The following is a 22,147-nucleotide window of genomic DNA, read 5'->3' as shown; positions in this document are numbered from 1 at the left end:
ACACCTGTCGCGGCACTTCCCGCGGAGCGCTCAGCGGTCCCCGAAGATCGTGCGGTGCCAGTCCTTCCTCGCGGTCGCGGTGTTGTCGAACATGACGTGCTTGATCTGGGTGTACTCCTCGAAGGAGTACGCGGACATGTCCTTGCCGAAGCCGGACGCCTTGTAGCCGCCGTGCGGCATCTCGCTGAGGATCGGGATGTGGTCGTTGATCCAGACGCAGCCGGCCCTGATGGCGCGCGTCGCGCGGTTCGCGCGGAACACGTCACGGGTCCAGGCGGAGGCGGCGAGCCCGTACGGGGTGTCGTTGGCGAGCCGGATGCCTTCCTCGTCGCTGTCGAAGGGCAGCACGACGAGGACCGGCCCGAAGATCTCGGACTGCACGGCCTCGCTGTCCTGCGCGGCGCCGGCGATGAGGGTGGGCTCGTAGTAGGCGCCGCGGGCGAGGTCGCCCTGCGGGGCCCTGCCGCCGGTGACCACGCGCGCGTAGCCGCGCGCACGGTCGACGAAACCGGCGACGCGGTCGCGCTGCGCGTGCGAGATGAGCGGCCCGAGGTCGGTGCCGTCGGCGAACGGGTCGCCGAGCCGAACCGTCGCCATCAGGTCGGCGACCCCGCTCACGAAGGCGTCGTGGAGCGGGCGTTGCACGTACGCGCGCGTGGCGGCTGTGCAGTCCTGGCCCGTGTTGATGAGGGCGCCCGCGACGGCGCCGTGCACGGCGGCCTCCAGGTCGGCGTCGTCGAAGACGACGAAGGGGGCCTTGCCGCCCAGCTCCAGGTGGAGCCGTTTCACGGTGGAGGTGGCGATCTCGGCGACGCGCTTGCCGACCCCGGTGGAGCCGGTGAAGGAGGTCATGGCGACGTCCGGGTGCCCGACGAGGTGCTCACCGGCGTCGCGGCCCGCGCCCGTGACGACGTTGACGACGCCGTCCGGGATGCCCGCCTCGGTCGCGGCCTGCGCGAACAGCAGCGAGGTGAACGGCGTCAGCTCGGCGGGCTTCAGGACGATCGTGTTCCCTGCGGCGATGGCGGGCAGCACCTTCCAGGCGGCCATTTGCAGCGGGTAGTTCCAGGGGGCGATGGACCCGACGACACCGATCGGCTCACGGCGTACGTACGAGGTGTGGTCGCCGCTGTACTCCCCCGCCGACTGCCCTTGCAGATGCCGGGCGGCGCCCGCGAAGAACGCCGTGTTGTCGACGGTCCCCGGGACGTCGAACTCGCGGCTCAGCTTGAGCGGCTTGCCGCACTGGAGCGACTCCAGGACCGCGAGCTCCTCGGCGCGCTCGGCAAGGACCCCGGCGAACTTGTGCATCGCGTCGGACCGCTCGCCCGGCGTCGCCCCCGACCACTCGGGGAAGGCGGCGCGGGCGGCGCCGACGGCGGCGTCCACATCGTCCGGGCCCGCGAGTTCGTACACGTACACGTCCTCGCCGGTGGCCGGGTCCACGACGGCGTGGGTGCGGCCTGATGCGCCCTTGACCAGGCGTCCGGCTACGAAGTTCGCCCCGTCCACGAAGCGGTTCCGGGCCTCGGCGGCGACCGACGCGGCGGTGCGGGGGTGGGCCGGGGTGGAGTTGTGCATGAGTGCTCGCTCTCGCTCTCGCTCTTCGCCGCCGGTTCTCCCGTCCCGCGGGCACCGGCGTGGCTCCAGCTCGATTTGAGTGCCGATCCTGGCAGAGCACTTGTACTCCAACAAGTGATTCCGTTGTTGCCTTTTGGTTACGCGACGGAATCTGTCGACCAGGTGTCGAGTCGCCCCGGAAAAGGCAGGACGGAGTGTCAGTGGTGCGTGCCAGACTCGCGTGCATGGAGATCAACAGCAGGGAATCGCTGGTGGCGGCCCTGGCTGCGGGCGCGCGGGTGAAGTACGTGCACTTCTGGGGCCATGAGCCGCGCAAGGACGGGACCCTCGGCCCGAGTTGCCTGAGTCAGTGGTGGCCGTCGCCGTTCACCGTGGACGGGGTGGAGTACGCGACGGCGGAGCACTGGATGATGGCGGCGAAGGCGCGGCTGTTCGACGACGCGGAGGCCGAGCGGCGCGTGCTCGCGGCCGGGCATCCGTCGCAGGCCAAGAAGGAGGGCCGCCTGGTGCGGGGCTTCGACGACGCGGTGTGGCGGCGGGAGCGCTACGGCGTCGTCGTCGAGGGCAGCGCCCACAAGTTCGCGTCGGATCCTCAGCTGCGGGAGTACCTGCTCCGCACGGGCGAGCGCGTGCTGGTGGAGGCGAGCCCGCTGGACCGGATCTGGGGCATCGGCCTGGCGGCGGACGACGCGGACGCGGAGAACCCCGAGGCATGGAGAGGCCCGAACCTGCTGGGGTTCGCGCTGATGGAGGCGCGGGCCCGCCTGCGCTGAGGCGGGCCCGGCGGGTCACCTGCTGCTGAACACGATCAGCAGCGTGAAGAACCCGATCCCGACGACGAGGCCGAACGAGCCGCAGATGATCCCGGTCAGCGCCTGCCCGGGGTTGGTCGCCTCGCCGCGCTTGGCCTTGCCCCGGCCGATGATGCCGAAGACGATGCCGAGAATGCCGAGGATCGGCGAGATGAACCACGCCATGCACATCACGGCGGAGACGATGCCGGTCACCATCGCGGTGACGCCGATGCCGTTGCTCGGCTGCGGCGGCATCCCACCCGGCCACCCGTACTGCGGCACGCCGTACGGGGCGGGCTGCTGCACCGGGTACCCGTACTGCGGCCCGCCCTGGTAGCCGCCGTAGGCCGGCATACCGGGCCCGGCGGGCGAGACGGGCGGGGGCGGCACGGGTGCGCTGCCGCTCTGGGGAGGGGCCGCGTAGGGGGAGGCCGGGGGCTGGGGGGCGTACGGGTTATGCGCCGCGTGCGGCTGCTGCGGCTGCTGCGGTACCTGCGGAGGCTGGGGGGCCTGTGCGGAGTACGGCGGTTGCTGCGGCTGAGGCGCTTGCGGTGCCTGCGGCGGCTTGGCCATCTGATGCGCCGGCATCGCGGTCACCGTCTGGCTCTCATGGATACCGCGGGGGTCCGGGCCCCCGGCACCCGCCGGGCCACCGGGAGCCTGCGGACCCCCGGAGTCCCGGGAACCGTCCGGCTGCCCTGCCGGCGCGCCCTGCGGCGCTGCCCAGGGATCATTGCCCTGCGGTGTGGTTCCGCCTCCCATGTGAAGCGCCCCCTTCGTCGTGTCGGTCCCGACATGCTACGGGGCAGCGAACAGAAACGTCCCGGCGCCCGCAGGGGCCTCATCCGGCGACACGACCGGCCCGCACACAGGCAGCCGCCCAGCACGCCCGGCACCGGGTCGCCGGGCATCAGCCAGTCGGTGGCAGCGTGGTTGCGCCAGGCTCCCGCTCCCCGGCGGAGCCGCCCGCATACGATGCCCGTGACCCCGATCAGCCGATCATCCACGTTCCTGGGGAGGAATCCGTGAGCCAGAGTCTGCAGACCTTCATCGCCGGACTGCCGAAAGCCGAACTTCACGTGCACCACGTGGGCTCCGCCTCCCCCAGGATCGTCTCGACGCTCGCCGCCCGGCACCCCGACTCGGCCGTGCCCACCGACCCCGAGGCGCTCGCGGACTTCTTCACGTTCCGGGACTTCGCGCACTTCATCAAGGTGTACCTGTCCGTGGTCGACCTGATCCGGACACCGGAGGACGTCCGCCTCCTCACGTTCGAGGTCGCCCGCGACATGGCCCGGCAGAACGTGCGCTACGCCGAGCTGACCCTCACCCCCTTCTCCTCCACCCGGCGCGGCATCGACGCCCGCGGCTTCATGGACGCCATCGAGGACGCCCGCAAGGCCGCCGAGTCGGAGTTCGGCACGGTGCTGCGCTGGTGCTTCGACATCCCCGGCGAGGCGGGCCTGGAGTCGGCCGAGGAGACGGCGCGGCTGGCGACGGACGACGCGCTGCGCCCGGAGGGCCTCGTCTCGTTCGGCCTCGGCGGCCCCGAGATCGGCGTGCCCCGCCCGCAGTTCAAGCCGTACTTCGACCGCGCCATCGCGGCCGGCCTGCACTCCGTACCGCACGCGGGCGAGACGACCGGCCCCGGCACGGTGTGGGACGCCCTGACCTACCTCGGCGCCGAGCGCATCGGCCACGGCACCTCCAGCGCCCAGGACCCGAAGCTGCTCGCGCACCTCGCCGAGCGCGGAATCCCGCTCGAGGTGTGCCCGACCTCGAACATCGCGACGCGCGCGGTCGCCACCCTCGACGAGCACCCGCTGCGGCGGTTCGTGGACGCGGGCGTCACCGTCACCATCAACTCGGACGACCCTCCGATGTTCTCCACGGACCTCAACAACGAGTACGCGGTCGCCGCCCGCCTCCTCGACCTCGACGAGCGGGGCCTGGCCGAACTCGCGAAGAACGCCGTGCGCGCCTCCTTCCTCGACGAGCCCGGCAAGACCCGGATCGCCGCGGAGATCGACACGTACACGGACAACTGGCTGGCCGACGCGTAACCGCGGGTTCCGCCACACAATGGGGGCCATGCGCACCGTTACCGCCGTGGCCCACCGGGGCGACCCCTACCGCGTCCGCGAGAACACCCTGCCGTCCCTGCGTTCGGCGCTCGCCCTTGGCGCGGACGCGGTGGAGGTCGACGTCCGCCTGACCCGCGACGGCGTCCCCGTCCTCCTCCACGACGCCACGCTCAAACGCCTGTGGCAGCACGACCGCCCGCTCTCCGCGCTCTCCGCCGACGAGGTACGCGGCCTGACGGCGGGCGGCGTGCCCACGCTCGTCGACGCGCTCGGACAGAGCGTGGCGGGACGGCTGATGATCGACCTGCCCGGAGCGGACGCCACGACGGTCCGTGCGGTCCTCGGCGTCGTCCGGGACGCCGGCGCCGAGGAGCGCGTGTACTACTGCGCGGGCGCCCGCGCGATGCTCATGGTGCGGGCCGCCGACCCGGCCGCCGAGATCGCCCTGACCTGGACATCCCTGGCCCCGCCGCGCCCCACCCTGCTCGACGCGGTCCGCCCGCGCTGGCTCAACTACCGCTTCCCGCTGGTGACCCGGGAGCTCGCGGCCCGCGTCCACCGCGACGGCTGCCTGGTCTCCGCCTGGACGCCCGACACGCGGAGGTCGATGCGGCGGCTGCTCGACGCGGGCGCCGACTCCGTCACGACGAACCGCGTCGACCTCCTGACCCCGCTGCGCGACGAGTGAGCGGGAACCTCGGCTGAAGGACGCAGGTCACAGCCCCGCGATCGCGTTCCACCGCTTGGCGAACTCCGTCCGCTCCGACGGCCTGATGTCCCGCGCGACGGCGAGCCGGGACCGCATCGCGTCGTCGGGGAAGATCAGCGGGTCCTCGGCGAGTTCGGCGGTCTCCCGGTCCTTGGCGGCGGCGAGGACGTCCCTGGCGGCCGGGACCGGGCAGACGTAGTTGACCCAGGCCGCGAGTTCGGCTGCGACCTCGGGCTCGTAGTAATAGTCGACGAGCCGCTCGGCGTTGGCCTTGTGGTCGGCGAGATTGGGGATCATCAGGGACTCGGCCCAGAGTTCGGCGCCCTCCTCGGGGACGACGAACTCGATGTCCGGGTCGTCGGCCTGGAGCTGGATGACGTCACCGCTGTAGGCCTGACAGGCGAGGACGTCGCCGCTGGACAGGTCCTTGATGTAGTCGTTGCCGGTGAAGCGGCGGATGTGCTCGGCCTCGACAAGTTTCTCGACCTGGTCGCAGACGCGGTGGAAGTCGCCGGTGGTCCACTTGGTGATGTCGACGCCGTTGCCCTGCATGAGCAGCGCGAAGGACTCGTCGAGCCCGGAGAGCAGGGTGACGCGCCCCTTGAGGTCGTCGGCCCACAAATCGCTGACCTGCCGGATCTCCCGCCCGAGTCGCCGCTTGTTGTACGCGATCCCGGTGATGCCGGACTGCCAGGGCACGGTGTACTTGCGGCCCGGGTCGAAGGCGGGCGAACGCAGCAGTGGGTCGAGGTACTCGGCGACGTTGGGCTGCCGCGCCCGGTCCATCTCCTGGACCCAGCCGAGGCGCACGAAGCGCGAGCACATCCAGTCGGAGATGACGACGAGGTCCCGGCCGGTCCTCTGATGGTTCATCAGGGACGGGCTGAGCTTGCCGAAGAACTCGTCGTTGTCGTTGATCTCCTCCGTGTACGTGACCTGGAGCCCGGTCCGCTTCTCGAACGCCTCCAGGGTCGGCCGCTTCGCGGTGTCGTCGTCGTCCACGTCGATGTACAGGGGCCAGTTCGCCCAGGTCAGCCGCTTCTCGGAGGACGACAGGTCCTGGCCGGCCCGGTCTCCCGGCTCGACGTACGCCGCGGGCACCCCGCACCCGGCCGCGAACGCGCCGACGGCCGCGGCCCCGGCGCCCCCGCCCAGGGCGCGCAGCAGGGAACGACGGGTGACCCGGGAGGAGGAGTGATCGGCTCGCACGCAGGCAGAATGCCGCCGGGGTACGGCCCGGGGCAATGGACGCTGCGTCGAGCGGCAGGCGTTCCAGCCGACATCCTGTCGATGCGGGTGGTCAGCCGGTCCAGCTCGCGAGCAGCCCGAGATTGGCGGCGGCGTCGGTGCCGGGGGCGGGCAGATAGCTGACCATGACCTGTCCGGCGTCGGGCAGGTGCAGGATCTCGAAGTCGAGGTCGAGCCGGCCGACGACCGGGTGCCGGAGCCCGTACCGTCCCGGCCCCTTGTCGCCCACGTCCTGCCTGGCCCACAGTGCGCCGAACTCCTCGCTCTTCATGGCGAGGGTGCCGAGGAGCGTCGCGAGCGCGGGATCGTCGGGGTACCGGCCCACACCGGCCCGGAGGAAGGCGACCGTCGACTCGGCCTTCTCCTGCCAGCTGTCGGCGAACAGGTCGCGGTAGGCGTCGTCGAGGAAGACGAGGGACGCGAAGGTGCGCCGGTCGTCCGGGAGTTGCCCGAAGTCACCGAAGACCGCGGCGGCCTGGGCGTTCCACGCGAGCACCTCGGTGCGCGGGCCGCACAGGTAGGCGGGCCCCGCCTGACTGTCGAGCAGGCGCCGCAGGCCGGGGCGTACGGGCGCGGGGCGCGGGGCGGCGTGGGCCTGGGCGATGGGGCGGGCGCGGTCGGGCCGGGCGAGGTTGCGCAGGTGGTCCTGTTCGGCGGGGTCCAGGCGCAGGGCGCGGCCGACGGCTTCGAGGACGGTGTCCGACACGTGCGGGTTGCGGCCCTGCTCCAGGCGTACGTAGTACTCGACGCTGACCCCCGCGAGCTGCGCCAGCTCCTCGCGGCGCAGGCCCGGCACGCGCCGCTGCCCGTATGCGACGAGGCCGACGTCGGCGGGGCGCAGACGGGCCCTGCGGCTGCGCAGGAACTGGCTGAGTTCGGTTCGGCGTTCGACGGTTGCGTCCATGGTGCCGAGTATCGCCGCTAGCGCCGTACCGAGGGTGGTCAACTTTTTCCCCCCTCTCAGGTGTGCCTGTCAGAGGGTGTCGCCCGGGGCGCAGAGTCGTCTCGTCAGCGGGGAGACAGCGCCCCGCACAGTACGGACGAACGAACGAGCGAACTAAGGACGTAAGACGATGACTGTCAACACTGCCGGCTCTGTCGGCGACGGTTTCCCGCGCCGTGAACTCGGCTCCACAGGAATGCGGTTGTCCACCATCGGTCTCGGCAGCTGGTCCTTCGGTGGCGACGGCTGGCGCTTCTCCTGGGGCGGGCAGGACGACGCCCGCTCGATCTCCGTGGTGCACGCCGCCGTGGAGCTCGGCGTCAACTGGATCGACACGGCGGCGGTCTACGGGCTCGGCCACTCGGAGGAGGTCGTCGGCAAGGCGCTCGCCCAACTTCCCGCGAGCGAGCGGCCGTACGTGTTCACCAAGGTCGGCCTGGTCTGGGACCCGGAGAACCCGGCCGTCGCCCCGCGCCGCGTGATGCGGCCCGACAGCGTGCGCCGCGAGGTCGAGGACTCGCTGCGCCGGCTCGGCGTCGAGGCGATCGACCTCTACCAGGTGCACTGGCCGGACACGGGGGCGCGGCTCGACTGGGACGGCGACGGCGAGGAGGTGGAGGACGCGGCCGCCTGGCCGGTCACGCCCCTTGAGGAGTACTGGCGGACGATGGCCGATCTGAAGAAGGAGGGCAAGGTCCGCGCCATCGGCCTGTCCAACCACGACCCGGCGCAGCTCGCGGCGGCCGCCGCCGTCGCCCCGGTCGACGCGGTCCAGCCGCCCCTGTCGCTGATCAACCGCTCCGCCGAGCCGGAGATCGACTGGGCCGCGGACCACGGCACGGGGGTGATCGTGTACCAGCCGCTGCACTCCGGGCTGCTGTCCGGCACGTTCACCAAGGAGCGGGCCGCCTCGCTCGACGCCGGCGACTGGCGCGCCGGTCACCCTGACTTCACCCGTGACCTGGACCGCAACCTCACGATCGCCGAGCGCCTGCGGACGGTCGCCGACCGCCACGGGGTGGCCGTGGGCTCCGCCGCCATCGCCTGGGCACTGGCGCGGCGCGGGGTGACCGGGGCGATCGCGGGGGCCCGCGGCCCGGAGCAGATGACGCACTGGGCCGAGGCGGCGCGCCTGGAGCTGACCGCGGAGGACTTGACGTACCTCGGCTGAGAGCCGGGGTCCGAGGTCCGAGGCCGTCAGCGGCAGGGGGCCGGGGCGGCACATGCCCCCGGCCCCCTGCCGCTGCCGCGCTGCGGTCAAGGCCGCGCACGCCTCACCGCTCGCCCCGGCACTCCTTCGCGACCGCCCGCAGATACCGCTGGGTCGCCCACCCCTGCACGAGCCGCGCCACCGGTCCGGCCATCCGCGTGTACCAGCGCCCAGGGCGCGAGAACGCCCGGATGCGGAACCATACGGAACCGTCCGCGTCCCGGACCACGAGGAACGCCTCCTCGCCGCGTTCCGGGTGGCCGGGCAGGGTGCCGTACGCGAAGCCGATGCGGGTGGCGTCGCGGACGACCCGTACCACCCGGCACGGGATGCGCAGCCCGAGCAGGCGCAGGACGACGTCCGCGCCCTCACGGACGTCGTCGCCGGGTGTCACCGACAGGCCCGCGCCGCGCTGCGCTCCCCACGACAGGACCGCCGCGCCCGCCCGCTCGAAGCATTCCTGCCCCGAGCCGAGCCGGACGCGGCGGTCCAAGTGGGCGTATCCCGGCGGGAGTCCGGTGTCCTCCGCCAGGGTCGCGCCCACCTCGCGGTAGGTGAGGTTCACGCGTCCAGCGACGTCATCACGTGCTTGATGCGCGTGTAGTCGTCGAAGCCGTAGCCGGACAGGTCCTTGCCGTAGCCGGACTTCTTGAAGCCGCCGTGCGGCATCTCGGCGACGAGCGGGATGTGGGTGTTGATCCAGACGCAGCCGAAGTCGAGGACCTTGGACATGCGCATCGCGCGCGCGTGGTCCTTGGTCCACACCGAGGAGGCGAGGGCGTAGTCGACGCCGTTGGCCCACTCGGTGGCCTGTGCCTCGTCCGTGAAGGACTGGACGGTGATGACGGGGCCGAAGACCTCGTTCTGGATGATCTCGTCGTCCTGCTTGAGGCCGGAGACGACGGTCGGGGCGTAGAAGAAGCCCTTCTCGCCGACGCGGTGGCCGCCCGCCTCGACCTTGGCGTGGGCGGGGAGCCGCTCGACGAACCCGGAGACCTGCGCCAGCTGGTCGGGGTTGTTGAGGGGGCCGTAGAGCACGTCCTCGTCGTCCGGCATGCCGGTCTTGGTGTCGGCGGCGGCCTTGGCGAGCGCGGTGACGAACTCGTCGTGGATGGACTCCTGGACGAGGACGCGGGTGGCGGCCGTACAGTCCTGGCCCGCGTTGAAGAAGCCCGCGACCGAGATGTCCTCGACGGCCTTGGCGATGTCGGTGTCCTCGAAGACGACGACCGGCGCCTTGCCGCCCAGCTCCAGATGGACCCGCTTGAGGTCCTTGGCGGCGGACTCGGCGACCTGCATGCCCGCGCGCACGGAGCCCGTGATGGAGGCCATCGCGGGGGTCTTGTGCTCGACCATGGCGCGGCCGGTGTCGCGGTCGCCGCAGACGACGTTGAAGACGCCCTTGGGGACGATCGAGCCGATGATCTCGGCCATCAGGACCGTGGAGGCGGGGGTGGTGTCGGACGGCTTGAGGACGACGGTGTTGCCCGCGGCGAGCGCCGGGGCGAACTTCCACACGCCCATCATCATCGGGTAGTTCCACGGCGCGACCTGCGCGCAGACGCCGATCGGCTCGCGCCGGACGATGGAGGTGAGGCCCTCCATGTACTCGCCGGCCGCGCGGCCCTCCAGCATCCGGGCCGCGCCCGCGAAGAAGCGGATCTGGTCGACCATGGGCGGGATCTCCTCGGACCGCGTGAGCCCGATCGGCTTGCCCGTGTTCTCCACCTCGGCCGCGATCAGCTCCTCGGCCCGCTCCTCGAACGCGTCGGCGATCTTGAGGAGGGCCTTCTGCCGCTCGGCCGGGGTCAGGTCGCGCCAGGCCGGGAACGCGGCGGCGGCCGCCGCCATCGCGGCGTCGACGTCGGCCGGTCCGGACAGCGGCGCGGTCGCGTACGCCTCACCGGTGGCCGGGTTGACCACTTCCGTGGTCCGGCCGTCGGCGGCGTCCCGGAACTCCCCGTCGATGTAGTTGCGCAGACGACGCAGCTCACTGGTGGTCACTGACCGGCCTCCTTGCGGATGGGTGAAGACAGACAGGTGAAGACATGTCCACTGCTTGAGACACCCACCCTAAGCGGTACATCGACGCATTCGACACCCCCCACCCACCCTCACCTACGAAATCCGTGACTATGAACTCCGCAGACAACGGATTACCTCGGTTCGGGCTTGCGGAACTGTCGAGTCCTCGTGCAGAGTGAGGCCGTGGCCAGTCGCAGCGCAGACCCCAAGGGACCCCGTTCGAGGAGCGGCGGCAGCCCGCCTCTCGACGCCGTCTCCCTCGCCATCATCGAGCAGCTCCAGGAGGACGGCAGGCGCCCGTACGCCGCCATCGGCAAGGCCGTGGGCCTCTCCGAGGCGGCCGTGCGCCAGCGCGTGCAGAAACTGCTCGACCAGGGCGTGATGCAGATCGTCGCCGTCACCGACCCGCTCACCGTGGGTTTCCGGCGCCAGGCGATGGTCGGCATCCACGCCGAGGGCGACCTCGACCCCGTGGCGGACGCGCTGACGGCCATGCCGGAGTGCGAGTACGTGGTGCTGACCGCGGGCTCGTTCGACCTGATGGTGGAGGTCGTCTGCGAGGACGACGACCACCTCCTGGAGGTCATCAACCAACGCATCCGGGCCCTGCCCGGAGTGCGCTCCACCGAGAGCTTCGTCTACCTCAAGCTCAAGAAGCAGACCTATATGTGGGGAACCCGATAGCCGTGAGCAAGGACCTCAGCCGAACCGCGTACGACCACCTGTGGATGCACTTCACCCGCATGTCGTCGTACGAGAACGCGCCCGTTCCCACCATCGTGCGTGGCGAGGGCACCTACATCTGGGACGACCAGGGCAAGAAGTACCTCGACGGTCTCGCCGGGCTCTTCGTGGTCCAGGCCGGGCACGGCCGCCGCGAGCTGGCCGAGGTCGCCGCCAAGCAGGCGGCCGAGCTGGCCTTCTTCCCCATCTGGTCGTACGCCCACCCCAAGGCGGTGGAGCTGGCCGAGCGCCTGGCCCACTACGCGCCGGGCGACCTCAACAAGGTCTTCTTCACCACCGGTGGCGGCGAGGCCGTCGAGACCGCGTGGAAGCTGGCGAAGCAGTACCACAAGCTCACCGGCAACCACACGAAGTACAAGGTCATCTCGCGTGCGGTGGCCTACCACGGCACCCCGCAGGGCGCCCTGTCCATCACCGGGCTCCCGGCGCTGAAGGCCCCGTTCGAGCCGCTCGTCCCGGGCGCGCACAAGGTGCCGAACACCAACATCTACCGTGCCTCGATCCACGGCGACGACCCCGAGGCGTTCGGCCGCTGGGCCGCCGACCAGATCGAGCAGGAGATCCTGTTCGAGGGTCCGGAGACGGTCGCGGCCGTCTTCCTGGAGCCGGTGCAGAACGCGGGCGGCTGCTTCCCGCCCCCGCCCGGCTACTTCCAGCGCGTGCGCGAGATCTGCGACCAGTACGGCGTGCTGCTCGTATCGGACGAGGTCATCTGCGCCTTCGGCCGCCTCGGCACGATGTTCGCCTGCGACAAGTTCGGCTACGTCCCCGACATCATCACCTGCGCCAAGGGCATGACCTCGGGCTACTCCCCGATCGGCGCCGCGATCGTCTCGGACCGCGTCGCCGAGCCGTTCTACAAGGGCGACAACACCTTCCTGCACGGCTACACCTTCGGTGGCCACCCGGTCTCCGCGGCCGTCGGCCTCGCCAACCTCGACCTGTTCGAGCGCGAGGGCCTCAACCAGCACGTGCTCGACAACGAGGCGAACTTCCTGACGACGCTGCAGAAGCTGCACGACCTGCCGATCGTCGGCGACGTCCGCGGCAACGGTTTCTTCTACGGCATCGAGCTCGTCAAGGACAAGGCCACCAAGGAGACGTTCACGGACGAGGAGTCCGAGCGCGTCCTGTACGGCTTCGTCTCCAAGAAGCTCTTCGAGTACGGCCTGTACTGCCGCGCCGACGACCGTGGCGACCCGGTCATCCAGCTCTCCCCGCCGCTGATCTCCGACCAGTCGACGTTCGACGAGATCGAGGGGATCGTCCGCCAGGTGCTCACGGAGGCCTGGACGAAGATCTGATCAGCCCCGCTCCACGGCCCGGCCGCGCCCATCCGAGTGAGATGGGCGCGGCCGGGCCGCGTCTTTTCCAGCCATATCGTCCGGAATACCTAACGTGCCTGTAACCGATCGGCCCCGCCTTCGTTCCCCCGTACGGGGGAACGGGACGTACGGGGGACGGGAACCCCTTCCCGGCACAACTGATCCGAACCGAGGTGTACGCCATGGTGGCCCCGCCGGACAACGACGTGCTCTGGGCACGCACGCTGCACGTCTCGCACAACGGCACCCCCGCGCTCACGGGCGTCTCCATCGAGGTCCGCGAGGGCGAGACCCTGGCCGTCAACGGCCCGCGCGGCGCGGGCAAAACGACACTGCTGCGCTGCCTGTCGGGCCAGCTCCTGCCGCAACAGGGCGAGGTGTGGTTCAACAGCACCCCGGTACACACCATGGGCACCCTCGTACGCGAACGCCTGCGCCGCGACCGGTTCGGCTGGATCGACCCCGAGCCCGCCCTGGTCCCGGAGCTGAACGCCTGGGAGAACACGGCCCTGGCGCTGATGCTGCGCGGCACCGGCCGCCGCGCCGCGAAGAACGCCGCCCAGGAGTGGCTGGAGCGGCTCGACGTCGGACACCTCGCCCGCAAGCGGCCCGGCGCGCTGCGGATGGCCGAGCGCCAGCGCGTAGCCATCGCCCGCGCCCTCGTGCACGCCCCCGACGTGGTCTTCGCCGACGAGCCGACCGCGACCCTGCACCGCGCCGACCGCGCCCATGTCCTGCGCACCCTGACGGCGGCGGCCCGCTCGCACGGCATCACCGTCGTCCTGGCCACGCACGACCCGGAGGTCAGCGCGCACGCCGACCGCACGGTGCCGCTGCTCGACGGGCGCCGCGTCACCACCGTGCAGCTGCCCACCGCGGCCGCCGGTCCGGAAGGGCTCACCGAGTGCTCGCTCTCCGTCTAGTACGCGGCGGCCGGCCGCTGGTGCAGCTCCGCAGACTCCTGGTGGCCGCCGCCTCCGCGGGCACCGGCTTCCTGCTGCTCTGCACGCTCGGCCACGCCCTCGGCCACCCCGAGGCCGCCGGCGGCGCCGCCGCCCGGCTCCTGTGGTGCGCCGTGCCGCTCGCCGCCACCGTGTACTTCGCGGTCGCCGTCGCCCGCTCCGACCCGGGCACGAAGCCACGCTCCGGCCTCTCCGCCGTCGGCCTCGGACCGGCCCGGCTCACCCTGCTCGCCGCGATCTCCACGGCGATCGCGTGCACGCTCGGCTCGCTCCTCGCCCTGCTGTTCTTCCTGCATCTGCGCGGCGACCTCTCGGGGCTCCCGTTCGACGGCGCGGCGCGCGGCCTGCTCGCGGCCGACCGGCCTCTGCCACTGCCCGCCACGCTCACGCTGCTCACCTTCGTCCCCCTGCTCGCGTCCGGCGCCAGCGCGGTCGTGCTGCGCCCGCAGAGGTCCGCGGCGCCCACGAAGGGCGGCGGCCGGTACGGCGGAGCGGCCAGGGCGGCCGAGACGTCCCCGGCCGAGCCCGAGGAGCTGTTCGCCGAACCGGTCCCCGCGCCGACCGGGCTGCCCTGGGGCGTCGCGCTGCTCGCCGCCGGGCTCGCCGTGGAGACGTACGCCGCGCGCGCCGGCGCGGGCGACGGGCTGCGGATGCCGGGCGGCCTCGGTGGCAGCCCCAGCGCGGTCCTCGCCGGCTGGGCGCTGACCGCGCTCGGCCTGGCGCTCGCCGGACCCGGCCTCACCTACCTGACCGGATGGGCGCTGCAGGCCGTGCGCCCCGGCGCGGTCCGGCTGCTCGCCGGGCGCGTGCTCCAGCAGGAGGCACACCGCATCGGCCGCCCGGTCGGCGTCGTGTGCGCCGTGGCCTCGGGCGCGTACGCGGCGAACGTGCTGTACGGGCACGCCCCCGAGTCGGCCCCCGGGCTCGGCCCGCTGACGGCGCTCGGCGCGGTGCTCGTCATCGGCTGCACGCTCGCCACCCTGCTGACCGCGGCCGTCGAGGCCCGCCAGGCGCGCAGGCACACCACCACCGCGCTCCTGCGCCTCGGCGCTCCCGCGGTGTCCCTGCGCGCCGCCGCGGCCCTGCGCGCGGGCGCACTGCTGCTCGTCTTCACGCCACTGACCTGGGCCGTCGCGGAACTTTCGGCCATTCCTCTGATTTCCTGATGACTTGGCGATGATTTCTGGGCCCGGGGTCCGTCTAATCCTGCGTAACGCGCTAATCCTGCGTGACGCGCAAGACCTCACCGACGGACACACAGAAGGCGACGGGCCCCATGTACCAGCAGATGATCTTCGCGAACCTGGCCGTGAACGACCTGGATGCCTCGAAGAAGTTCTTCACCGAGCTCGGCTACACCATCAACAAGCAGTTCACGGACGAGACCGCCTCCGCCGTGGAGATCAGCGACACCATCGTGCTGATGCTGATGACCAAGGAGAAGTACGCGGGCTTCACCAAGAAGACGATCATCGACTCCACCAGCCACAGCGAGGTCATGCTCGCCCTGAGCGCGGAGAGCCGGGAGAAGGTCGACGAGCTGGTGGACCGCGCCGTCGCGGCGGGCGGCACCGAGTCCGGCGAGAAGCAGGACCACGGCTTCATGTACGGGCGCGCCTTCGACGACCTGGACGGCCACACCTTCGAGGTCGCCTGGATGGACCCGTCGGCCATCGAGAGCTGAGCAACCACCGGCCCCCGGGGGGCGGTTGCCGCGGTGCTTAGATGGGCGGGTGCAGCCGACCTCAGCAACACCGTCATCCGTACCGGCCCCCCGCGGCGCCGCCGTCACCCCCGACCGCGAGATCGAGACGCTCGCCGAGTTCGACGCGGTCCTCGCCGCCCGCGGCACGCTCGCCGGGCACCGGGTGCAGGCCGTCGACCTGACGCGGCGCACGGACCAGCTGCTCGCCGCCGACGTCGCGGACGCCGTCTTCCTCGGCTGCCCCATGGACCCGGCGGTGGACGCCCGTCTCAGGGCCGCGGGGGCGCTGGTCTTCCCGCCGGTCCGGGGGCTGCCGTTCGACCCGTACCGCGGCCATCTGTACACGCCCGCCGAACTCTTCGACGGCCTGTCCGGACCCGACGGGTACGAGGGCACGCCGGACGCGCGCGCGTACGCCTGGTTCCAGCGGACGAAGGCCGACGGTGACGTGTTCGCGTCCATGCTGCGCGCCGTCCACGACGACTCCGTCTCCGACGCCCTCGACGAACTCCTCGCCGGTGCAAGCGTGGTGGGCGTCATGGGCGGCCACGCGATGGCGCGCGGCACCGAGGAGTACGCGGGCGCGGCCCGGCTCGGCCGCACCCTCGCGCGCGCCGGGCTCACGGTGGCGACGGGCGGCGGTCCGGGCGCGATGGAGGCGGCCAATCTGGGCGCGTACGCCGCCCCGCTCGCCGACGACGTCCTCGACGAGTCGCTGCGGATCCTCGCCAAGCACCCGTCGTTCACGCCGTCGGTCACGGACTGGGCCGCGGCCGCCTTCGAGGTGCGCTCACGCCGGCCGGAGGGCGGCGCGTCGGTCGGCATTCCCACGTGGTTCTACGGGCACGAGCCGCCCAACGCGTTCGCCACGCACCACGCCAAGTACTTCGCCAACGCCACCCGCGAGGACGGCCTGCTCGCCCGCTCGAACACGGGCGTCATCTTCCTGCCCGGCGCGGCCGGCACGGTGCAGGAGATCTTCGACAACGCCACACCGAACTACTACGAGTCGCGCGGCGAGCCGACCCCGATGGTCCTGGTCGACCGCGAGCACTGGACCGAAACCCTGCCCGCCTGGCCGCTGTTGCGGGCGCTCGCGCGCGGCCGGTCGATGGAGTCGCGCATCGCGCTCGTCGACTCGGTGGAGGAGGCGGGCGAGGCGCTGGAGCGGATCCGGGCCATATGAAGATCGACCAGGCCTTGTCTGAGCCACGTAAGGTCAAGTACAGGTCAAGAGTGGCGTCTTAAACCTCTTGCCGTATTGACGCTGCGTCATGCCCACTTGTAAACGTGAGGGGACCGTGAGGGTGCTGAGGCGGGAGCTACGCGTTCCCCTCGCGGCACCTCATCTTTTTCTGCACTGATCCCGTGAAGGACAACCGTGTCCGTAACCCCCCGTATATCCGCACGCGCCGCCCGTTTCGCCGGTGTGGCGGCTGCCGCGACCGCGCTGACGCTGGGCGTCGCCGGTACCGCTTCGGCGTGCAACATCAGCGAGTTCAGCGCCAAGGCCTCTTGCGTCGGTGACAAGGGCGTCATCACCGTCACGGACGTCGACGCCTCCGGCACGCCGGCGACCGTCACGCTCTTCGACGCGGCCGGCAAGGACCTCGGCAGCCAGGTCGTGAAGGGCACCCGCGAGGGCGCCACCATCACGTTCGAGCAGAACTGGGCGCCGAACACGCAGTACCGCGTCCACGTGAAGACCGACAAGTACGACGTCGACGACGACATCAAGGGTGGCGTCACCACCCCGGGGACGGCCTGCGCCACCGAGAAGCCGACCCCGCCGGTCACCGAGAAGCCGACCCCGCCGGTCACTGAGAAGCCGACCCCGGCCCCGGAGACCTCGACACCGGTCGAGTCCGCCACGCCGGCCCCGTCGGCCCCTGAGACCGAGTCCGCCGCGGCCCCGGCCCCGGACAACTCGGCCTCCCCGGCCGGTGGTTCGGACCTCGCCGAGACCGGCGCCAGCAGCAACACCGGCCTGTTCGCCGGCATCGCGGCGGCGCTCGTCGTCGCCGGTGGCGGTGTGGTCTTCGCCCTGCGCAAGCGCGGCGCGGCCCAGAACTAGCAGTACGGGAGGGGCCGTACGGGGCATGCGCCTCGTACGGCCCCTCCCGCATGCCGGGAGCCGGTGCCCGGGCTCAGCCGAACGTGGCCCGCTCCAGCCAGAAGTCGAGCAGCGCGCGGTCACCGAGCACCTCGACCCGCCCGGAGTCCAGGGGCTGCCGCCGGTAGAACGCGAGCAGCAGATCGGTCATCGGGCCGCGCAGGGCCACATCGGCCCTGGCGTGCTCGCGCCGCCAGACGATCCCCTCGTCGCCCAGCTCGATCAGCCACTCGGCGGCCGACTCCGGTGCCGCGTCGGTCGCGTGCAGATGCAGGGTGCGGCCGCCGGCCTTCAGCTCCTGTGCCGAGTCCCGGGCGTCTATGTCCTGCACGTAGCGCACGATCCGCAGCCATTCGTCTATCGCGTCGGCGGCGATCTCGGGCGCCACGTCGTAGTCGGCCTTGGCCGCGAGCGCCGCGTCCGCCCGGTGGACCACCGTCTCGTGCACCATCCGGCGGGCCCAGAAACCGGAATCATGCTGCCAGGCCCAGCTCCAGCAGGCGGTGTCGGGCCCCGCCGCGCGCAGGGTGTCCGCGAGGCGCCGGGCCCCGTCGGCGAGCCAGGCGCCGAGCGTCGCGGGGTCGTCGTCGGCCGGGGCGCGGTCCGGCAGGTCGTCCTCGTCCAGCCCCTCGATCGCCCGGGTGCGCACCATCGCCTCGGCCCAGCGGTGGGCGCGGCCCACATGCCCGACGAGCTCGCGCAGGGTCCAGTCGGGACAGGTCGGTACGGTCACGGCGAGGTCGGCGCCGTCCAGATGCCCCCTCAACAGGTCGCTCTGCGCGATGATCTCGGCGCAGAAGCGGTCGTGGGAGAGCGCGCTTTCAGGGGTCCGCGCGGGTGTCGTCATGCGCCGACCCTACGTAGCCGGTCCCCCGCCCAGCACCACAATTTCGGCGGCGTCGAAGGCCACCCCGACCTCGGCACCCTGCTCGGGCGCCTCCCGCAGCGCGCACGCCGCCTCGAGCCGGGGCGCGTCCTCGGGCTGAAGATGCAGCGCCACGTGCGTCCCGCGGAAGGTGCGGGCGGCGACGGTGCAGGTCAACTGGGCATCGGCGGCGTCGACAAGCCGTACGCCCGTGGGCCGTACGAGGATCTTGCCGGGGCCCTGCGACGCCCCCGGCGGGACCGGCACCTTGCCCCACGGGGTGTCCGCGGCGTCGCCCGAGACCGAGACGGTCGCCTCGACGACATTGTCGAAGCCGAGGAAACGGGCCACGAACTCGTCGGCCGGATGCCGCCACACGTCGAGCGGCGTGCCGGACTGGGCGATGCGCCCGTCCCGCATGACGACGACCCGGTCCGCGAGCGCGAACGCCTCGCCCTGGTCGTGCGTGACGGCGAGCACGGTGGTGCCCAACTCACCGAACAACTGGCGCAGTTCGACGACGAGGCGCTCGCGCAGCGACCGGTCGAGCTGGCCGAGCGGCTCGTCGAGCATGAGGAGGCGGGGCCGGGGCGCGAGCGCGCGGGCGAGCGCGACGCGCTGCTGCTCACCGCCGGAGAGCGCACCGACGGCCCGCTCGGCGGCGCCGGGCAGCCCGACGAGGTCGAGCAACTCCTGTACTCGCCCCCGCTGTTCGGCCCTACCGGCGCCGTGCATCCGCAGCCCGAACGCGACATTGCCGCCCACGTCCCGCTGCGGGAACAACTGGTGGTCCTGGAACATCAGGCCCACGCCCCGCTTGTGCGCGGGCACGCCGGCCTGATCGCGCCCACCGAGGAGAACCCGTCCGGAATCGAGGTGCTGAAGCCCGGCGACGACCCGGAGCAGCGTCGACTTCCCGCTCCCGCTCGGCCCGAGCACGCAGACGATCTCGTGCTCGGCGACCTCCAGGTCCACGCGGTCGAGCGCGGCGCGCCCCCCGAACCGTACGGTCGCGTCGTCCAGTGCGAGCATGGCCGCCATTCAGAACTCCCCGGTCGTGGCCCGCGCGGGCCGCATGCGTTCGAGCAGCAGCAGAGAGACGGCGCAGACGATCATCAGGACCGTCGAGAGGGCCATCGCCTGCCCGTAGTTGAGGTCACCGGCGCGGCCGAGCAGCCGCGCCACGGCGACCGGCAGCGTCGGGTTGTCGGGCCGCGCGATGAACACCGTCGCCCCGAACTCGCCGAGGGACACGGCGAACGCGAACCCGGCCGCGACGAGCAGCGCCCGCCGTACCATCGGCAGGTCCACCTCCCGCCACGCCCGCAGCGGCGAGGCGCCGAGCACGGCCGCGGCCTCCCGCAGCCGCCCGTCCACGGCGCGCAGGACCGGCAGCATCGTCCGTACGACGAAGGGCACGCCGACGAGCGCCTGCGCGAGCGGCACCAGGATCCAGGAGGCGCGCAGGTCGAGCGGGGGCTTGTCGAGCGTGATGAGGAACCCGAACCCGACCGTCACCGCGGACACGCCGAGCGGCAGCATCAGCAGCGCGTCGAACCCGCGCACGAGGCGGCCCGCGCGCCGGGTCAGCGCGGCGGCGGCGAGTCCGCCGATGAGGAGAGCGATCCCGGTGGCGGCGAGCGCGTACTCCAGGGAGTTCCGGATCGCGTTGATCGGCGGTACGAGGAAGGTGCCGCCGTCGGAGTCGGTGAGCGCCCGGTAGTACGCGAACCCGTAGCCGCCCGGCGCGTCGAGCGAGCGCTGGACGAGCACGCCGAGCGGCAGCAGGATCAGCACGGCGACGGTCGCGAGCACTCCGGCGAGCAGCGCCCACTGCCCGGCTCCGCGCGGCTTGCGCGCCGTGTGCGCCGCGTCGACGAGCCGCAGTGTGCTCTCACGCCGGCGCACGCTCCAGGCGTGCACTCCGAGGATCAGCCCCACCGCCACGAACTGCACGATCGTGAGGACGGCCGCCGTCGACAGGTCGAAGATCTGCGCGGTCTGCCGGAAGATCTCGACCTCCAGCGTCGAGTAGCCCGGCCCGCCGAGGATCTGCACGACCCCGAACGACGTGAAGGTGAACAGGAAGACCATCAGGCCCGCCGCCGCCACGGCCGGTCCGAGCGCGGGCAGCGTCACCCGCCGCCAGGCCGCGAACCGCGAGGCGCCGAGCATCCGCGCGGCCTCCTCCTGCCGCGGATCGAGCTGCGCCCAGAGCCCGCCGACAGTCCGTACGACGACCGCGTAGTTGAAGAAGACATGCGCGACGAGAATGGCCCATACGGTGGTGTCGAGCCGCACACCCCACAGCTCGTCGAGGAGCCCGCCCCGCCCGACCAGGGCCAGGAACGCCGTCCCGACGACGACGGTCGGCAGCACGAACGGCACGGTGACGATCGCCCGCAGCACCTGCTTGCCGGGGAAGTCGAGCCGCGCGAACACGTACGCGCCGGGCAACGCGATCAGCAACGTGAGAGCGGTCGACGCCAGCGCCTGCCACACCGTGAACCACAGGACGTGCCGGATGTCCGGCTCCCTCAGCACGTCCCCGATCCGCCCGAACTGCCAGGCACCGCCGACGAGCAGCCCGCGCCGGACGATGGCGACGACCGGATAGGCGAAGAAGACGGCGAAGAACACGACGGGCACGACCATGAGGCCGAGGCGCGCGGCGTCCCCGGAGGGACGAACGCGGGATGCCGTCCGGGCTTTCGCCGGTGCGGCTACTTCCTTACGAGGGAGGTCCACGACTTGACCCAGCTGTCACGGTTGTCGGCGATCTTGCGCGGGCTGAGGGTCTCGGGGTCGTCGACGCGCACGGCGTACTTGGTGTAGTCGGCGGGCGCGGTGGCGTCCTCGGTCACCGGGTCGACGAACATGTTGAGCGGCATGTCCTGCTGGAACTCCTTCGAGATGAGGAAGTCGAGCAGCGCCTGACCGCCCTTCTCGTTCTTCGCCCCGTCGAGCAGCCCGGCGAACTCGACCTGCCGGAAGCACGTCCCGGTGGCGACGCCGACCGGTGACGTCTTCGGCTGCGGGTCGGCGTAGATCGCCTCGGCGGGCGGCGAGGACGCGTACGACACGACGAGCGGCCGGTCGCCACCGGCCTTCTTGCCGCCGGCGCTGCCGCTGAACTCCTCGTTGTACGCCTGGTCCCAGCCGTCGACGACCTTCACCCCGTTGGCCACGAGCTTCTTCCAGTAGCCCTGCCAGCCGTCGTCGCCGTACCGCGCGGCGGACCCGAGCACGAAGCCGAGACCGGGCGAGGAGGTGGCCGCGTTCTCGGTGACGAGCAGGTTCCTGTACGCGGGCTCGGCGAGATCGGCGAAGGAGGAGGGTGGCGTCAGCTTGTGCTGCTCGAAGTACTTCTTGTCGTAGTTGACGCAGATGTCGCCGGTGTCGACGGGCGTGACGCGATGCTTCCCGGCGTCGAGCTGATAGGCCTTCTTCACCTTGTCGAGGCCCTTGGCCTCGTAGGACGCGAAGACGTCATTGTCGAGCGCCCGGGACAGCAGGGTGTTGTCGACGCCGAAGAAGACGTCGCCCTGCGGATTGCCCTTGGACAGGATCGCCTTGTTGACGGCCTGCCCGGCGTCACCGTCCTCCAGGACCTTCACCTTGTACCCGGACTCCTTCTCGAAGTCCTTCAGTACGTTCTTGGAGACGGCCCAGGAGTCATGGCTGACGAGGGTGACGGTCCTGGAGTCACCGGAGCCGCCGTCGCCGGACGACCCGCAGGCGGCGAGGGCGACGAGGCCGACGCCGACGGCCATGGCCAGGCACGTCTTCTTGCTGATGGTGCTCATTCGAATTCCTCCTGGAATGACCAGGAGAAGACG

21 protein-coding genes are annotated in these 22,147 nt (G+C 71.7%); 11 read left to right on the top strand and 10 right to left on the bottom strand.

What is annotated here, in order from left to right; genetic code table 11:
• Positions 1–30 precede the first annotated feature (30 nt).
• On the bottom strand, positions 31–1,581 hold the full coding sequence (locus tag ACH4RC_RS32420) for a gamma-aminobutyraldehyde dehydrogenase (RefSeq protein ID WP_398207220.1): 1,551 nt from the start codon (positions 1,579–1,581) through the stop codon (positions 31–33).
• Positions 1,582–1,805: 224 nt separating this feature from the next.
• Here ACH4RC_RS32420 and ACH4RC_RS32415 point away from each other — a divergent pair, with 224 nt between their 5' ends.
• The gene (locus ACH4RC_RS32415; protein WP_398207218.1) at positions 1,806–2,354 is read left to right on the top strand and encodes an NADAR family protein; all 549 of its coding nucleotides are present in this window, start codon (positions 1,806–1,808) and stop codon (positions 2,352–2,354) included.
• Between the two features lie 15 nt (positions 2,355–2,369).
• Here ACH4RC_RS32415 and ACH4RC_RS32410 read toward each other — a convergent pair whose 3' ends face one another.
• Positions 2,370–2,963 (bottom strand): DUF4190 domain-containing protein, encoded by a 594-nt coding sequence (locus tag ACH4RC_RS32410; protein ID WP_398207216.1) that lies wholly within the window; start codon positions 2,961–2,963, stop codon positions 2,370–2,372.
• Between the two features lie 410 nt (positions 2,964–3,373).
• Here ACH4RC_RS32410 and ACH4RC_RS32405 point away from each other — a divergent pair, with 410 nt between their 5' ends.
• Entirely contained in the window at positions 3,374–4,438 is a 1,065-nt protein-coding gene (locus tag ACH4RC_RS32405; protein WP_398207286.1) for an adenosine deaminase, read from the top strand.
• A 28-nt stretch (positions 4,439–4,466) separates the two neighbouring features.
• Positions 4,467–5,147 (top strand): glycerophosphodiester phosphodiesterase, encoded by a 681-nt coding sequence (locus ACH4RC_RS32400; RefSeq protein WP_398207214.1) that lies wholly within the window; start codon positions 4,467–4,469, stop codon positions 5,145–5,147.
• A gap of 27 nt (positions 5,148–5,174) precedes the next feature.
• Here the strand turns inward: ACH4RC_RS32400 and ACH4RC_RS32395 are convergent, their stop codons facing one another.
• Together ACH4RC_RS32395 and ACH4RC_RS32390 are read right to left on the bottom strand one after the other, a co-directional pair.
• The gene (locus ACH4RC_RS32395) at positions 5,175–6,377 is read right to left on the bottom strand and encodes a spermidine/putrescine ABC transporter substrate-binding protein (RefSeq protein ID WP_398207213.1); all 1,203 of its coding nucleotides are present in this window, start codon (positions 6,375–6,377) and stop codon (positions 5,175–5,177) included.
• A 91-nt stretch (positions 6,378–6,468) separates the two neighbouring features.
• Positions 6,469–7,320: a helix-turn-helix transcriptional regulator gene (locus tag ACH4RC_RS32390; RefSeq protein WP_398207211.1), complete on the bottom strand. Its 852-nt coding sequence runs from the start codon at positions 7,318–7,320 to the stop codon at positions 6,469–6,471.
• A gap of 169 nt (positions 7,321–7,489) precedes the next feature.
• Between ACH4RC_RS32390 and ACH4RC_RS32385 the strand changes: the two genes are divergently transcribed.
• A complete protein-coding gene (locus ACH4RC_RS32385) occupies positions 7,490–8,530 on the top strand; it encodes an aldo/keto reductase (RefSeq protein WP_398207209.1) in 1,041 nt (346 codons plus the stop codon).
• Positions 8,531–8,633: 103 nt separating this feature from the next.
• Here the strand turns inward: ACH4RC_RS32385 and ACH4RC_RS32380 are convergent, their stop codons facing one another.
• Positions 8,634–9,134, bottom strand: coding sequence for a DUF1990 family protein (locus tag ACH4RC_RS32380; RefSeq protein ID WP_398207207.1), 501 nt, complete (start codon positions 9,132–9,134; stop codon positions 8,634–8,636).
• On the bottom strand, positions 9,131–10,573 hold the full coding sequence (locus tag ACH4RC_RS32375) for a gamma-aminobutyraldehyde dehydrogenase (protein ID WP_398207205.1): 1,443 nt from the start codon (positions 10,571–10,573) through the stop codon (positions 9,131–9,133). The genes ACH4RC_RS32380 and ACH4RC_RS32375 overlap by 4 nt, the downstream gene beginning before the upstream one ends.
• 189 nt (positions 10,574–10,762) lie before the next feature.
• Here ACH4RC_RS32375 and ACH4RC_RS32370 point away from each other — a divergent pair, with 189 nt between their 5' ends.
• From ACH4RC_RS32370 to ACH4RC_RS32340, 7 genes are all read left to right on the top strand, one after another.
• Complete coding sequence (locus ACH4RC_RS32370; RefSeq protein ID WP_398207204.1) at positions 10,763–11,278, top strand: Lrp/AsnC family transcriptional regulator; 516 nt, start codon at positions 10,763–10,765, stop codon at positions 11,276–11,278.
• Positions 11,263–12,642, top strand: coding sequence for an aspartate aminotransferase family protein (locus ACH4RC_RS32365; RefSeq protein WP_398207203.1), 1,380 nt, complete (start codon positions 11,263–11,265; stop codon positions 12,640–12,642). Before ACH4RC_RS32370 ends, ACH4RC_RS32365 begins: the two co-directional genes overlap by 16 nt.
• A 203-nt stretch (positions 12,643–12,845) precedes the next feature.
• Positions 12,846–13,586, top strand: a complete 741-nt coding sequence (locus tag ACH4RC_RS32360; RefSeq protein WP_398207202.1) for an ABC transporter ATP-binding protein — start codon at positions 12,846–12,848, stop codon at positions 13,584–13,586.
• A complete protein-coding gene (locus ACH4RC_RS32355; RefSeq protein ID WP_398207201.1) occupies positions 13,568–14,791 on the top strand; it encodes a hypothetical protein in 1,224 nt (407 codons plus the stop codon). The genes ACH4RC_RS32360 and ACH4RC_RS32355 overlap by 19 nt, the downstream gene beginning before the upstream one ends.
• A gap of 110 nt (positions 14,792–14,901) precedes the next feature.
• A complete protein-coding gene (locus ACH4RC_RS32350; RefSeq protein WP_398207200.1) occupies positions 14,902–15,309 on the top strand; it encodes a VOC family protein in 408 nt (135 codons plus the stop codon).
• 49 nt (positions 15,310–15,358) lie between these two features.
• Entirely contained in the window at positions 15,359–16,516 is a 1,158-nt protein-coding gene (locus ACH4RC_RS32345; protein WP_398207199.1) for an LOG family protein, read from the top strand.
• Between the two features lie 195 nt (positions 16,517–16,711).
• Positions 16,712–17,404 carry an LAETG motif-containing sortase-dependent surface protein gene (locus ACH4RC_RS32340; protein WP_398207198.1) on the top strand — a complete coding sequence of 231 codons (693 nt, stop codon included), beginning with the start codon at positions 16,712–16,714 and terminating at the stop codon, positions 17,402–17,404.
• A 73-nt stretch (positions 17,405–17,477) separates the two neighbouring features.
• Here ACH4RC_RS32340 and ACH4RC_RS32335 read toward each other — a convergent pair whose 3' ends face one another.
• Genes ACH4RC_RS32335 through ACH4RC_RS32320 form a run of 4 tightly spaced genes read right to left on the bottom strand, consistent with a single transcriptional unit; the run spans position 17,478 to position 22,114 of the window.
• Complete coding sequence (locus tag ACH4RC_RS32335) at positions 17,478–18,290, bottom strand: maleylpyruvate isomerase N-terminal domain-containing protein (protein ID WP_398207197.1); 813 nt, start codon at positions 18,288–18,290, stop codon at positions 17,478–17,480.
• Between the two features lie 9 nt (positions 18,291–18,299).
• Positions 18,300–19,349: an ABC transporter ATP-binding protein gene (locus tag ACH4RC_RS32330; protein WP_398207195.1), complete on the bottom strand. Its 1,050-nt coding sequence runs from the start codon at positions 19,347–19,349 to the stop codon at positions 18,300–18,302.
• Positions 19,350–21,056 carry an ABC transporter permease gene (locus ACH4RC_RS32325; RefSeq protein ID WP_398207193.1) on the bottom strand — a complete coding sequence of 569 codons (1,707 nt, stop codon included), beginning with the start codon at positions 21,054–21,056 and terminating at the stop codon, positions 19,350–19,352. It lies immediately after the preceding gene.
• Complete coding sequence (locus tag ACH4RC_RS32320) at positions 21,032–22,114, bottom strand: thiamine ABC transporter substrate binding subunit (protein WP_398207191.1); 1,083 nt, start codon at positions 22,112–22,114, stop codon at positions 21,032–21,034. The genes ACH4RC_RS32325 and ACH4RC_RS32320 overlap by 25 nt, the downstream gene beginning before the upstream one ends.
• Between the last annotated feature and the right edge of the window lie 33 nt (positions 22,115–22,147).

The organism is Streptomyces sp. NPDC016845, from assembly GCF_044332585.1.
GTDB lineage: Bacteria > Actinomycetota > Actinomycetes > Streptomycetales > Streptomycetaceae > Streptomyces.
This window is presented reverse-complemented; position numbering and strand designations above follow the sequence as displayed.